Below are 12,321 nucleotides of genomic sequence, written 5' to 3'. Positions count from 1 at the left end.
CAGCCGCGCCTCGCGCTCGGCTTTCTCGTTATGGGGCTTGGAGTTCTGGCTCATATGTCCACAGGTGAAATCGCTGCGACGATCGGTCAAGACGATTTTGTCTTTGCCAACGGCGTTTGGTTCGCTATACGCCCCCTCCTCTTCGCCGCGGTAGCTCAGTGGTAGAGCGCATCCTTGGTAAGGCTGAGGTCCAGGGTTCGAGTCCCTGTCGTGGCACCATGGAGACCCAAAGCAAATCAGTGCTTTGGGTCTCCACCACTCGCGAAGAGATCGTCATCGAAATCGCTCCAGTAAGCACATAGTAAGCAAACGTGCGTTTGACGCCGCGTGGGCAGACTTCCACGCACCGATGGTCTCGCGAAGCGCGGGGTAAAAGTTTGCTTTTTCGGACCTTGGTAGGCTCAAGCTGAGTGCATGACTTCGTCCTGCTCCTTGCTCTCGCGAGCCGAGAAGCGAGGAGGCAGAGCTCCCTTATTCAGAGGTCGCCGTGCGTTCCCGAGGACCATGCTCCCGGCCGCGTCGGCGTTGATCCGTCGGGTGCTGGCGGCCGGTGGAGTAGCCGGATAGATCGTCCAGCTCTGCCTCCTCTCACGGCGTTATCGAAGATCACTCATCGACGCTCTTGACGGACGACGACCCGCGCCCCTTTAGCCAGACCATGATCCTACAAGCCACGGCCGCCGCCATCATCGCCTGCACCGCCCCCGCGGTTCATGACGGCGACACGATCCGATGCGGCAAGGAGAGCGTCCGCCTTTTCGGCGTGGACGCCCCCGAAGTTCGTCGTGGCGCGAAGCCAGCCGAACCCTTCGCCTATGAGGCCCGCGACGAGCTCATTCGCCTGACCCGGGGTCGCGTGGGTTGCCGTTTCGTAGAGCGGGATCGATATGGACGCTTCGTCGGCCGCTGCTGGTCGGCCATAACGCCTGACGTCAACGCCGCTGTCATCAGATCGGGTTTCGCCACGGAGTACCGTCGCTACAGCAAGGGGCGGTATAGGGAGGATGAAGCCGAAGCGCGGATCAGCCGGCGAGGCCAATGGCGCTAGTTATAGGATATCCGACCTATCGCACGGCCGGTCCCTAGCCCTCGACGGGCGAAGGCATCGGCGGGCGGTATTTCTCGACGAGATCGGCGTGCTCCTCGTCGCGCGCCGATCGCGCCACATTGAGCCGGACATAAAGCCCCGACGCGCCATAGGCCCTGACGGCCTCGTCCCAGGACCGCACGGCCGCGGTCAGACTGTTGACCGCGCCGCAACAGAAGACTTGCGGAGTCGCGCCACGCCAGCGGACGTAAACGAAGTTTCCCGAGGTGGCCGGCAGCTGGTCCGGATCGGCGATCAACCGGAAACGATAGGTCGCGCCCGAGGCGCCTTGTAAGTCGAGATGTTCTTGCACGCGGCGATGATACCTACGCGTGAAGGGGACGGCGAGCGGCCTGCCGCAACACCCCCGAAAAACCGCGGCCGATTGCGCCAGAAGACCGCCCCTATCCACCGTGGCCGCCCCGCGCCCATCTGCGTCGCCGCAAACGCCTCGAGATCGGCGCGCCTCTGATCGATCTCGGCGCGGACTGACGACCCATCGGTGCCGCTTTTCACGTCCGTCCCCGTCAGCCCCGCGACAATTTGCGCGACTGCCAGCGAGGGCAAAGACCTGGATAGAGGGTCGCAATTTCCTATCTAAGACCCTGTAAACACGGGAGAGATTGGACACGGCATGGCTGGCGGCTGGACGCAAGACGGGGCGGTTCTCGATCAGATCGAAGACACCATCATCGATGGCGTGCTGCATGCTCGCGCCCGTATCGCGGCTGGCGAAGGCACCGCCTTTTGCGTCGAGTGCGGCGAAGATATTCCGCAGGCCCGTCGCCGTGCCCTGCCCAGCGCCCGCACCTGCATCGACTGCCAGTCGGGCCGCGACAAGCGCGTCGTGATCGGCGGCATCAATCGGCGCGGCAGCAAGGACAGCCAACTGCGCTGAAGCGCTTCCGGCGACGGCGCGTTTCACCCGCCTATGCGGCCCACAAACGCCGGCTCGGAACTGACCTGCCGTAAGATCTTGCGCGCGCTTGGAGCCTGCCCGAAGCCTTCGGCGGCGGGAGGCCCAACCCTAGAGGTGGCTATGTCGGACTCGCTTTTGCCTCACGGATGTTCTATCTTCGTTCCCATGAACCACGATCGACCTTTTGACGCCCAGGCGTTGGATGCCGTGGAAATCGACACGGTGCTCGGCGACGACGGCTATCTCCAAACCCACCCTGCGGTGCGACACGTCGCGCCGAGGCGTGATGGCGGCCTGATTGTCTGGCTCGACGCCGCAGCCGAGGATGTTCCGCTGAGCCAAAGCGCGCCCAACAGGCCGCCGGAGGTTGAACTGCATGGACCGGGCGCGCCGTCTTCGGTGCTGACGGCCCACCCGCGCGCCGAGCACGTTCAGCTCTTCATCGACGGCCTGGGTCATCCGATCGCCGCGCCGCGCGGCTGGTGGCATGCGCGTGTTTGGCTGAAGGCCGCCTGAGAGCTTGTTCATCGGCTTTGCAGGGACGCATCTGACCGCTAGCGTCAGGGGACCGCTCGTCAGGGATATCCGCGGATGTGCAATCTCTACGCCCTCATGAAGGCGCGCGCCGAAGTCGCGGCGCTGGCGCGGGCCATGACCGACCTCAACAACAACCAGCCGCCCATGCCGGGGATTTACCCCGACTACGCCGCACCGATCATCACCCATGGCCAGGACGGCCAGCGGGTGATGCGCGACGCGCGGTGGGGCATGCCGTCGTCCAAGCAGGCGCTGTTCAAGGCCGCGACGGAGCGAGCCGACAAGCTGCGCGCCAAAGGCACGGAGTTCGATTTCGCCGAGTTGCTGAAGATGGAGCCCGACAAGGGCACGACCAATGTCCGCAACACGACCAGCGAAAAGACCGGCAAGACCAACGCCCATTGGGCGCCGTGGCTGGGCGCGGGCAACCGCTGCCTGGTGCCGTTCACGTCGTTCGCGGAACCAGACCAAGACCACGAGAGAACCCGCAAGAACATCTGGTTTGCGCTGGATGAGAGCCGGCCCCTGGCCTTCTTCGCCGGTATCTGGGCGCCGCATGCCTGCGTGCGGATGAAGAGCAAGGGGTGGGAGGAGATCGTCGCCTACGGCTTCTTGACCACGGACTCGGCCGAGCCGGTCAAGACCTACCATTCCAAGGCCATGCCGGTGATCCTGACCGAGCCGGAAGAATGGGACCTCTGGATGAGCGACGCGCCTTGGACCGAGGTCGCCAGGCTCCAGCGCCCGCTTCCTGAACGGTTGAAGATCGTCGCCATCGGCGGCAAGAGCGATGACGTCGTGCCGGCCTAGGCTTCAACGATCCGGCGGCGTCCACGACCAGGGCCCATCGTAGAGGTGCGGGAAGACGGCGACGTCCTTGGAACCGCACCCCTCGTCTCCCGTGCACGACAGGCGCGCAGCGATGTCGGCGATCTTGAGGTCGATGCGATGCTCGAACTTTTCGAGCAGGTCGTGCGGCGTCCATTCGATGAGCCGGGGACATTCGCGACAGCAGATCGCCAGAGAATATCCCTTGGTGAGATAGGTCCGGACCGTATCGTCGCCCACCTGGCCAAGGTTAAATCGCCGGATCAGCGCGTCGGGCGGACGCTTCAAGGTCGAGGGTGGGTTGTTCGGCGCCAAAGGCGATCTCCGCTGACCCTTGCGCAAATATCAGATTGTCCGAGGCCCTCCCACCCGCCGGCGGTCGCGATCGGGGCCGGCGCCAGCCCGTCTCGTCTCCGGCGGCCAGGCGTCAGTGCCCGCCCTCGACCCACGGCACGCCAGCATCGCGGAAAGCCTGGGCCAATGCTGCCTCCAGGTCGAGCGACTCCCATTGGCGCATCGGGTTGAGGTGCTCGGTCAGGGCCGGCGTCAGCCGGACGCCGAAGCGCTTGGCCGCGCCGCTGGCCTTGTATCCGGTCTTGTGCTGGTCAAAGCGAAGGTCCGGATCGCGCGAGGTCTGGCCGACATAGAGGCCCCAGGGGTCGGCGCGGCGCGGGTCGTGCAGCAAGACCACATAGACCGAATGCTTGGCCCCCTTGGCCTTACGGGTCGTGGCCTTGAAGGCCTGCGCCGCGCGCTCGGCCTTCGGCCACCAAGATGGGCCGCTGGGTTGAACCATGGCGCCAACCTAGAGGACCCGATGAGCCGGCGCCAACGGGAGGCCGCGCCTCAAGCAAGCCAAGGTTACGTCAGCTTCGGTCGCCGCCAAAAAATTCTGATTCCTCTCAAACCCTTGGCCCGCCGGGATCTTGGCTGTTCCGCGCGCCTGCGCCGCACCCTGGGCTGATTGACTCTCGCTTCACCACGAGAACAAAGATGGAACACATCCATTTTGTCAGCATGACCCTCACACGCACCCCTGCCGCGCTCGACGCGCTCCGCCGCCAGATCCGCGCCCTCGAGATCGAGGGCCAGGCCACGCGCGCGGTGCTGCCGTTCGGCATCGCCGCGATCGACGAGCGTCTGCCTGGCGGCGGCTTGGCGTTCGGCGCGCTGCATGAGGTCGCCGGCGGCGCTGATGGCGCGTTGCACGGGGCGGCGGCGGCTCGGTTCGCCGCTGGCCTGCTGGCTCGCGCCGATGGTCCGGTTCTGTGGTGCCTTCGTCAGCGAGACCTTTTCGCCCCAGCCCTGGCCCAAGTCGGTTTGCCGCCGGAGCGCGTGATCTTTGCCGAGGCCGGCGACGAGGCCGGCGTGCTGGCCTCCATGGAGGAAGGTCTGCGCTGGCCGGGCCTCGCCGGGGTCGTCGGCGAAGTCGCCAAACTGTCGATGACCGCCTCGCGCCGCCTGCAACTGGCCGCCGAGAAGAGCGGTCAGATGGTCATCGCCATTCGAAGATGGAAGCGGGTGGCCGACGCCGCCGATCTTGGCCAGCCCACCGCGGCGGCGACCCGCTGGCGGGTCTCGGCCCTGCCCTCTTCTCCGCTGCCTGTCCCCGGCGTGGGCCGTCCCCGCTGGTTTCTCGAACTTCTCCGCTGCCGCGCCGGCGACGCCTTCGACATCGAGTTAGAAGCCTGTGACGCAAAGGGTCATCTCCGTCTTCCTGCCCCGCTGGCCTACCGACCGGCTGGCCCGGACGCAGGGCAAGAGCGCACCGCCGCCTGAAACGCCGACGATCATGGTCGGGCGCGTTGGCCGTCGGCGCGCGATCGCGCACATGAACCTGGCCGCCGCCCAAGCCGGACTACGGATTGGCCAGCCCGTGGCTCACGCCACCGCCCTGGTCCCTGGCCTTGTCCTTCACGACCTCGATCCAACGGGCGACCAAGCCGCCCTGCATCGTTTGGCCCTATGGGCTCAGCGGCTCTATTCGCCGACCGTCAGTCCGGACGGCGTCGACGGCTTGGTGATCGACGCGACGGGCTGCGCCCACCTTCTCGGCGGCGAAGAGAAGATGTTGATCGACATCCGCGCGCGCTTGGCCAAGGTCGGCTTGTCGGCCCAGGTTGCGATCGCCGACAGCTGGGGCGGGGCCCACGCCCTGGCGCGGTATTCGCGCCGAGCGATCTTCGTGGCCGAGCCGGGCGCCACGGGCCGTGAAATGAAGGACTTGCCGGTCGCGGCCCTGCGGTTGTCGCAGGACCTCGTCAACGGGCTGGCCAAGCTCGGCTTCGACACGGTGGCCGAGCTGGACGCCACGCCCAAGGGTCCCCTGGTCCATCGCCTGGGCCTGGAGCCCGTTCGGCGCCTCAACCAGGCGCTTTTTCGCGAGGCCGAGCCTATCGAGCCGGTCCTGGCGCCGGAGACCCTGCGGGTTCAGCGGGTCTTTGCCGAACCGATCAGCGCGCCCGAAACCATGGCGCGGTACCTGATCGAACTGACCTCTGAAATCTGCCTCGCGCTTGAGGCCACAAGCCAAGGAGCCAAGCGCCTGGACGCCTGGTTCTTCCGCGTCGACAACCGCATCGAGTCCGCCCGCATCGGCATGGCCGCGCCGTCGCGCGACGCCAGGCGATTGGCCAGGCTCTTGTGTGAGAAGCTGGAAAACGTCGATCCTGGTTTTGGGATCGACAAGATGTTGCTGGCCGCGCCCGGCGCCGAGCGCCTGGCCTATAAGCAAGCCGAGGCCTTGTCCGGCCAGACCCCAGCCGCCGACCTGTCGGGCCTGATCGACACCCTATCCAATCGTCTGGGTCCCGAGCACGTCTACCGCTTGGCCAGCGCCGACAGCGACCTGCCCGAACGCAGCGTGCGAAAGGCGCCTGCGCTGGACACGCCCGAAGCGTTTTCCTGGCCGGCCGATTGGCCAAGACCCACGCGCTTCTTCCCGCGCCCCGAACTGATCGAGACGGTCGCCCTCCTGCCCGACGCCCCGCCGGCCTCCTTCACCTGGCGCGGGGTGCGTCGGCGCGTTCGGCGCGCCGACGGTCCTGAGCGGGTGTTTGGCGAATGGTGGAAGGCCGACGCCGAACTGGCCCGCTCACGCGACTACTTCCAGGTCGAGGACGAGGCCGGCGAGCGGTTCTGGATCTTCCGCGACGGTGATGGCGAGGATCTGGAGACAGGCTCCCAGCGCTGGTTCATGGCCGGGGTGTTCGGATGAGCGCCCTGGCCATGACAGCCGACCTTGGCGATTACGTCGAGCTGCAGTGCGCGTCGCACTTTTCGCTGCTGCGAGGGGCCTCCTCCCCCGGTGAACTATTCGATGAAGCCGCGCGCCTGGGCTATCGCGCCCTGGCGATCTGCGATCGCAACAGCGTCGCCGGCATAGTTCGCGCTCACGTCGCGGCCAAGGCTACGGGCGTGCGCCTGATCATCGGCTGCGAACTGGTGTTGCGCGACGGTATGACCGTTCTGGTCTATCCCACCGATCGCGCCGCCTATGGACGGCTGTGCCGCCTGCTGTCTCTTGGCAAGGCGCGGGCCGGCAAAGGCCAATGCGACCTGGATCTGACCGATCTGGCCGCATACGCCCAGGGGCTCATCGCCATTCTCGTTCCAGACCAGGCCGACCCGCTGTGCGCCCAGCAGCTCAAGAAACTGGCGGCGATCTTCGGTCCCGACGCCTACATGGCCCTGACCCTGCGCCGCCGCCCAGGCGACGCCTTGCGGCTCTATGAGCTGGAGCGCCTGGCGCGGGCGGCCGGCGTGATCCCGGTGGTGACCAATCGCGTCCTCTTCCACGACAAGGATCGTCGCTTGTTGCAGGACGTCGTCACCTGCATCCGCGAAGGCACGACCATCGACGACGTCGGGTTCAAGCGCGATCGACACGCCGATCGCTACCTGAAGGCTCCCGGCGAGATCCAGCGGCTGTTTCCCCGTCATGGCGCGGCCGTCGCCGCCTCGGTCGCCATCGCCGCGCGGTGCGGCTTCTCGCTCCACGAGCTGGCCTACCAATATCCCCACGAGGTGACCGAGCCTGGTCGCTCGCCGCAGGAGACCTTGGAACGCCTGACCTGGGAGGGCGCGGCCGAGCGCTTTCCCGACGGGGTCACGCCGGAGGTCGACAAGATCCTGCGCCATGAGCTGAAGCTGATCGGCAGCCTGGGCTACGCCCCCTATTTCCTGACGGTCAATTCCATCGTTCGTTACGCGCGAAGCCAGGACATCCTCTGCCAGGGCCGCGGGTCGGCCGCCAATTCGGCGGTCTGTTACGTGCTGGGCATCACCTCGATCGACCCGGAGCGCAACGACCTGTTGTTCGAGCGCTTCGTCTCCCAGGAGCGCGACGAGCCCCCCGACATTGACGTCGACTTCGAACATGCTCGGCGCGAGACGGTCATGCAGTGGATCTTCGAGACCTATGGCCGCCATCGCTGCGCCATCGTCGCCGTCGTCCAGCGCTTTCGGCCGCGTGGCGCGGTGCGCGACGTCGGCAAGGTGCTGGGCATTCCCGAGGACATGACCAAGGCCCTGTCCAGCCAGGTCTGGAGCTTCTCCCGCGAGGAGATCGAGGAAAAGCACGCCCGCGATCTTGGCCTGGACCTCACCGACCGGCGCCTACGCTTGACGCTGGAACTGGCCCAACAACTGCTCAACACCCCTCGTCACTTTTCCCAGCACCCGGGCGGCTTTGTCCTGACCGAGGATCGGCTGGACGAGTTGGTCCCGATCGAACCGGCCGCCATGGCCGATCGTCAGATCATCGAATGGGACAAGGACGACATCGACGAGCTGAAGTTCATGAAGGTCGATGTGCTCGCCTTGGGCATGCTGACCTGCCTGAAGAAGGGCCTAGATTTCCTGGCGCAGTACAAAGGCGTCACGCTCGACCTGGCCACGATCCCACCGGAAGATCCGCGCACCTACGCGATGATCCGCAAGGCCGACACGCTGGGCACCTTCCAGATCGAGAGCCGGGCCCAGATGGCCATGTTGCCGCGGCTCAATCCGCGCAGCTTCTACGACCTAGTCATTGAGGTCGCGATCGTCCGCCCCGGCCCGATCCAAGGCGACATGGTCCACCCCTATCTTCGCCGCCGCCAGGGCTTGGAGCCGGTGTCTTACCCCAAGCCCGAGCTGGAGAAGGTGCTGGGCAAGACCCTGGGCGTTCCGCTCTTTCAAGAACAGGCGATGCGGGTGGCCATCGAGTGCGCCGGCTTCACGCCAGGCGAGGCCGACCAACTGCGTCGCGCGATGGCGACCTTCAAATTCACCGGCGGCGTCAGCCATTTTCGACAGAAGCTGGTCGGCGGCATGGTTGCGCGCGGCTATGATGAAGCCTTCGCCCTGCAGACATTCAGCCAGCTGGAGGGCTTTGGCTCCTACGGATTTCCGGAAAGCCATGCCGCCAGCTTCGCGCTCCTGGCCTACGCCTCGTCCTGGATGAAGTGCCATCATCCGGAGGTATTCTGCGCCGCCCTGCTCAATAGCCAACCGATGGGCTTCTACCAGCCGGCCCAGATCGTGCGTGACGCCCAGAACCATGGCGTCGAGATCCGGCCGATCTGCGTCAACGCCTCGCGGTGGGACTGCACGCTCGAGCCGGCCGAAGACGGCGCTTTGGCCGTGCGCTTGGGTCTGCGCATGGTTGCAGGGCTTGCCGAAGAGGACGCCGCGCGTCTCGTCGTGGCCCGGGCCGACGACCCCTACCGGTCGATCGACGACCTGTGGCGACGCGCCGGGATCAAGACCGGAGCCTTGTCCCGCCTAGCCGAGGCCGACGCCTTTCAGCCAAGCCTCGAGCTCCAGCGACGTGAAGCCGGTTGGGCGATCAAGGGCTTGCGCGATACGGCCCTGCCCCTGTTCGATCAGCCCGGCGTGTCCGAGCTCAACGAACCGGCACCGGCGCTGAAGGCCATGACCGAGGGGCGCGAAATCATCGAGGATTACAGCCACGTCGGCTTGTCGCTTCGTCGCCATCCCCTGGCGCTGCTACGCCAGGATCTCGCGGGCTTAAATCGCGTGCCCTGTCAGGTCGCGGCCGACGCACGCGATGGCCGCTTCGTGCGCACGGCGGGGCTGGTCTTGGTGCGGCAGATGCCCGGCACGGCCAAGGGCGTCTTGTTCATGACCATCGAGGATGAGACCGGCGCATCGAACCTGGTGATCTGGAAGACCCTCTACGAAAAGCAGCGGCGCATCGCCCTGGGCGCCCACCTGATCGGCGTGGACGGGCGCATCCAGCGAGAGGGCGAGGTCGTCCATCTGGTCGCCTACAAGCTCCACGACCTCGGTGAGCTCTTGGCCACCCTGCAGGAGCGTGGCGCCGACGCCGGCGACCTGTCCTGGGCCCGCCGCAGCCGCAATTTCTGTTGAGGAGGCCTCCCCTGGAAACCCAGCCCTCGTTGTTCGATCTGCCCCTCGCGCCTCGTCGGCCGCTCCCCGAGGGTTTTCGCTATCAGGAAAACCTCATCACGCCGCAGGAGGAGCGCGACCTGGTCGCTCGCTTCCAGGACCTGCCGTTCAAGCCCTATGAGCATCTGGGTTATTTCGGCAATCGCCGGATCGCCGGCTTCGGCTGGCGCCAGGATGACGATGGCAAGATGATCGAGACCGGTGAGCCGATCCCCGCTGTCCTCGCGCCTCTACTGGACAAGGTCGCCGCCTTCACGGGCTTGCCGCGCGAGAGCTTCCGGCACGCCCTGGTCACGGAATACTCGCCCGGCGCCGGGATCGGCTGGCATCGGGATCGTCCGCCGGCCGTGGCGATCGCCGGGGTCTCTCTGGTGTCGCCATGCAGCTTTAGACTGCGCCGCAAGGCTGGCGAACGGTGGGACCGCGCGTCGGTCATCGCCGAGCCGCGCTCGGCCTATCTGATGAGCGGCCCGGCTCGCAGTGACTGGCAGCACAGCATCCCCGCTGTCGAAGCCCTGCGCTATTCGGTGACCTTTCGCACTGTGCGCCGCTAGCCTCGCCAGGCGATCAGGAAAGCCGTGATCAACGGCTTGGCCAGGGTTTCGAACCGGCCGACGGCCGCCACCGGCACGCGGGCGACCAGTCCGCCGGGGAATTTGCCGACGGCGCCGCCCGTCAGCGCCACGACCAGTTGAAGCTGATCGCGCGCGTCGCGCTTCTCGTCGCTCGGTCCAAGGGCTTGAACCGTGGCGCCCTGAGGGATCGCAAACTCGTAGGTGACCACCTGGCTGGCGGCGGCGGCATGGGCCAGAAAGCGTTCGCGCCGTTCGGCGACACCATCCAGCTCAAGAATTTCCGCCTTGTCAGGGGCGTCGACGATCACATCGATCGCTGACGGTGCGGCCATGGCCGCGGATCTTTTGGGCATACCCACGATATAGGAACGAGCCCTACTGTTTTCGAGAGGGTTGGCCGGCCCCGCGGGCGCCAGAGGGCGAACACGACGGACCGACTTGCCCATGCGCCTTACACATGCGGCGGAGCCACGATCCGCGCCTGCACGAACGCTCCCGCACGGAATCCTTTCGGCTGGTCGAGCGTTTGACTGACGACCAGGAGACGTCATGCCCGATACCCAAACCTATCGTGTCCATGCACGCGGTGAGGCCGCCAGCCACGCCCACGCCGTCGACGCTGTAACCTTCGAGGAGGCGGCCGTGGCGTTCGTGGAGTTGTGGCATCCGCCCGTCGACGCCGATGGCGAAGTCTCGGTGATCGTCCGTGCGGCCGACAGCGGCGTAGAGCATTGTTTTCGCATCGATCTGGACAATGGTGACGCCGCGCCCTGCCAATAGGCGGACAGGAGAAACGAATCACCCGCCGCCCCGTTGAGTCGAGTCTTCGCAGGCCAGCGATCCCGCTGGCGCGCACTCGGAGACCGAACATGGCCGGCTACCGCCCCACTTGGCAGGGACACCTTCGTCTGTCGCTCGTCACCTGCCCGGTGGCGCTCTACACCGCGACCAACGCCGGCGGCGACGTCCATTTCAACCTGATCAATCCGGAGACCAACAACCGGATCAAGATGGTCACCACCGACCCGGACACCGGGCCGGTCGACCGCTCGACCCTGGTCAAGGGTTATGAGTTCGAGAAGGGCAACTACGTCCTGCTGACCAACGAGGAGATCGCTGGGGTCAAGCTGGAGAGCACCAAGACCATCGATATCGAACGCTTCGTCCCGGAGGCCGACATCGACCGGATCTATTGGGACAACCCCTACTACCTGGCGCCCGACGGCAAGCTGGCTCAGGAGGCGTTCAGCGTCATCCGCGAGGCCATGGTCCGGTCGGGACAGATCGCCCTCGGCCGCGTGGTGATGTCGACCCGGGAACGCTTGTTGGCGCTGGAGCCGCGCGGCAAGGGGATTTTGGCCTACACCCTTCGCACCGACGCCGAGGTTCGCCAGGCCGACGAGATCTTCGGCGCGATCAGCGACAAGGAGCCGGACGCGGCGATGATCGCGATCGCCGAGAAGATCATCCAGCAACAGGAAGGGCCATTCGACCCCAGCCAGTTCACAGACCGGTATGAAGAAGCGCTCAAGGCGCTCATCGCGACCAAGCAGAAGGGTCACAAGGTGGCCAAGGTCGCCGAACCGGATGACACCAATGTCGTGGATCTGATGGCCGCGCTGCGCGCAAGTCTCGGCGGCGCTCCGGCCAAGGCCTCAAGCAAGTCTGCGGCGACGAAAGCCAAGCCGGCGGCGCGGGCCGCCAAGCCCGCGCCGCGCCGGAAGGCCAGCTAGGACTTCTTGCGGTCGCCCTTGTCGCCTTGCCCACGGCCTGCGTCATGGTCCGAATGCTGACGCTGGTCGGCGGCCGACGAGCGGCCGACATCGTCGGACTCGGAAAACTGGCCCTTGTCGTCGCGCCGGACGTAGCGCTTGTCGCCGGGCGTGGGTTCGATCAATTCGCGGTCGGACATTTGTGTCTCCTTCTGCAATCCGAATCCACGTCGCCGCGATCTGGTTCCG

At 66.1% G+C, this 12,321-nt stretch carries 15 protein-coding genes and 1 tRNA gene; 11 read left to right on the top strand and 5 right to left on the bottom strand.

The window, feature by feature from the left end; translation table 11 throughout:
• Positions 1-144 precede the first annotated feature (144 nt).
• Both AC1DMQ_RS14875 and AC1DMQ_RS14870 read left to right on the top strand, forming a co-directional pair.
• Positions 145-219: transfer RNA gene (locus tag AC1DMQ_RS14875), tRNA-Thr, on the top strand.
• A 403-nt stretch (positions 220-622) separates the two neighbouring features.
• Entirely contained in the window at positions 623-1,048 is a 426-nt protein-coding gene (locus tag AC1DMQ_RS14870; RefSeq protein ID WP_477034332.1) for a thermonuclease family protein, read from the top strand.
• A gap of 34 nt (positions 1,049-1,082) precedes the next feature.
• On the opposite strand, the gene AC1DMQ_RS14865 is transcribed toward AC1DMQ_RS14870, so the two are convergent.
• On the bottom strand, positions 1,083-1,346 hold the full coding sequence (locus tag AC1DMQ_RS14865) for a hypothetical protein (RefSeq protein ID WP_477034331.1): 264 nt from the start codon (positions 1,344-1,346) through the stop codon (positions 1,083-1,085).
• Positions 1,347-1,721: 375 nt separating this feature from the next.
• Here AC1DMQ_RS14865 and AC1DMQ_RS14860 point away from each other — a divergent pair, with 375 nt between their 5' ends.
• From AC1DMQ_RS14860 to AC1DMQ_RS14850, 3 genes are all read left to right on the top strand, one after another.
• A complete protein-coding gene (locus AC1DMQ_RS14860; RefSeq protein WP_477034330.1) occupies positions 1,722-1,985 on the top strand; it encodes a DksA/TraR family C4-type zinc finger protein in 264 nt (87 codons plus the stop codon).
• 141 nt (positions 1,986-2,126) lie between these two features.
• The gene (locus tag AC1DMQ_RS14855) at positions 2,127-2,522 is read left to right on the top strand and encodes a hypothetical protein (protein ID WP_477034329.1); all 396 of its coding nucleotides are present in this window, start codon (positions 2,127-2,129) and stop codon (positions 2,520-2,522) included.
• Positions 2,523-2,597: 75 nt separating this feature from the next.
• The gene (locus tag AC1DMQ_RS14850; RefSeq protein ID WP_477034328.1) at positions 2,598-3,353 is read left to right on the top strand and encodes an SOS response-associated peptidase family protein; all 756 of its coding nucleotides are present in this window, start codon (positions 2,598-2,600) and stop codon (positions 3,351-3,353) included.
• Between the two features lie 3 nt (positions 3,354-3,356).
• On the opposite strand, the gene AC1DMQ_RS14845 is transcribed toward AC1DMQ_RS14850, so the two are convergent.
• Positions 3,357-3,686, bottom strand: coding sequence for a hypothetical protein (locus tag AC1DMQ_RS14845; RefSeq protein ID WP_477034327.1), 330 nt, complete (start codon positions 3,684-3,686; stop codon positions 3,357-3,359).
• A gap of 112 nt (positions 3,687-3,798) precedes the next feature.
• Positions 3,799-4,167, bottom strand: a complete 369-nt coding sequence (locus AC1DMQ_RS14840; RefSeq protein WP_477034326.1) for a GIY-YIG nuclease family protein — start codon at positions 4,165-4,167, stop codon at positions 3,799-3,801.
• A 197-nt stretch (positions 4,168-4,364) separates the two neighbouring features.
• On the opposite strand from AC1DMQ_RS14840, the gene AC1DMQ_RS14835 reads away from it, so the two are divergent.
• The 4 genes from AC1DMQ_RS14835 to AC1DMQ_RS14820 are packed head-to-tail and all read left to right on the top strand — an operon-like array spanning position 4,365 to position 10,339.
• Entirely contained in the window at positions 4,365-5,150 is a 786-nt protein-coding gene (locus tag AC1DMQ_RS14835; RefSeq protein WP_477034325.1) for an ImuA family protein, read from the top strand.
• 13 nt (positions 5,151-5,163) lie between these two features.
• Complete coding sequence (locus AC1DMQ_RS14830; protein ID WP_477034324.1) at positions 5,164-6,588, top strand: Y-family DNA polymerase; 1,425 nt, start codon at positions 5,164-5,166, stop codon at positions 6,586-6,588.
• An 11-nt stretch (positions 6,589-6,599) separates the two neighbouring features.
• On the top strand, positions 6,600-9,746 hold the full coding sequence (locus tag AC1DMQ_RS14825; RefSeq protein ID WP_477034323.1) for an error-prone DNA polymerase: 3,147 nt from the start codon (positions 6,600-6,602) through the stop codon (positions 9,744-9,746).
• Between the two features lie 29 nt (positions 9,747-9,775).
• A complete protein-coding gene (locus AC1DMQ_RS14820; RefSeq protein WP_477034322.1) occupies positions 9,776-10,339 on the top strand; it encodes an alpha-ketoglutarate-dependent dioxygenase AlkB in 564 nt (187 codons plus the stop codon).
• Here AC1DMQ_RS14820 and AC1DMQ_RS14815 read toward each other — a convergent pair.
• Positions 10,336-10,668 carry a hypothetical protein gene (locus tag AC1DMQ_RS14815; protein WP_477034321.1) on the bottom strand — a complete coding sequence of 111 codons (333 nt, stop codon included), beginning with the start codon at positions 10,666-10,668 and terminating at the stop codon, positions 10,336-10,338. The two genes, AC1DMQ_RS14820 and AC1DMQ_RS14815, sit on opposite strands and share 4 nt — an antisense overlap.
• A 241-nt stretch (positions 10,669-10,909) precedes the next feature.
• Between AC1DMQ_RS14815 and AC1DMQ_RS14810 the strand changes: the two genes are divergently transcribed.
• A complete protein-coding gene (locus AC1DMQ_RS14810; RefSeq protein ID WP_477034320.1) occupies positions 10,910-11,140 on the top strand; it encodes a DUF5961 family protein in 231 nt (76 codons plus the stop codon).
• Between the two features lie 89 nt (positions 11,141-11,229).
• Complete coding sequence (gene ku / locus AC1DMQ_RS14805; RefSeq protein WP_477034319.1) at positions 11,230-12,093, top strand: non-homologous end joining protein Ku; 864 nt, start codon at positions 11,230-11,232, stop codon at positions 12,091-12,093.
• Here ku and AC1DMQ_RS14800 read toward each other — a convergent pair.
• Positions 12,090-12,272 (bottom strand): hypothetical protein, encoded by a 183-nt coding sequence (locus tag AC1DMQ_RS14800; RefSeq protein WP_477034318.1) that lies wholly within the window; start codon positions 12,270-12,272, stop codon positions 12,090-12,092. The genes ku and AC1DMQ_RS14800 overlap by 4 nt on opposite strands.
• Positions 12,273-12,321 lie beyond the last annotated feature (49 nt).

It is taken from the genome of Caulobacter sp. 05L422, from assembly GCF_056397765.1.
Note: the sequence above shows the minus strand (reverse complement) of the source record. Positions and strands in the feature narration are given on the sequence as shown.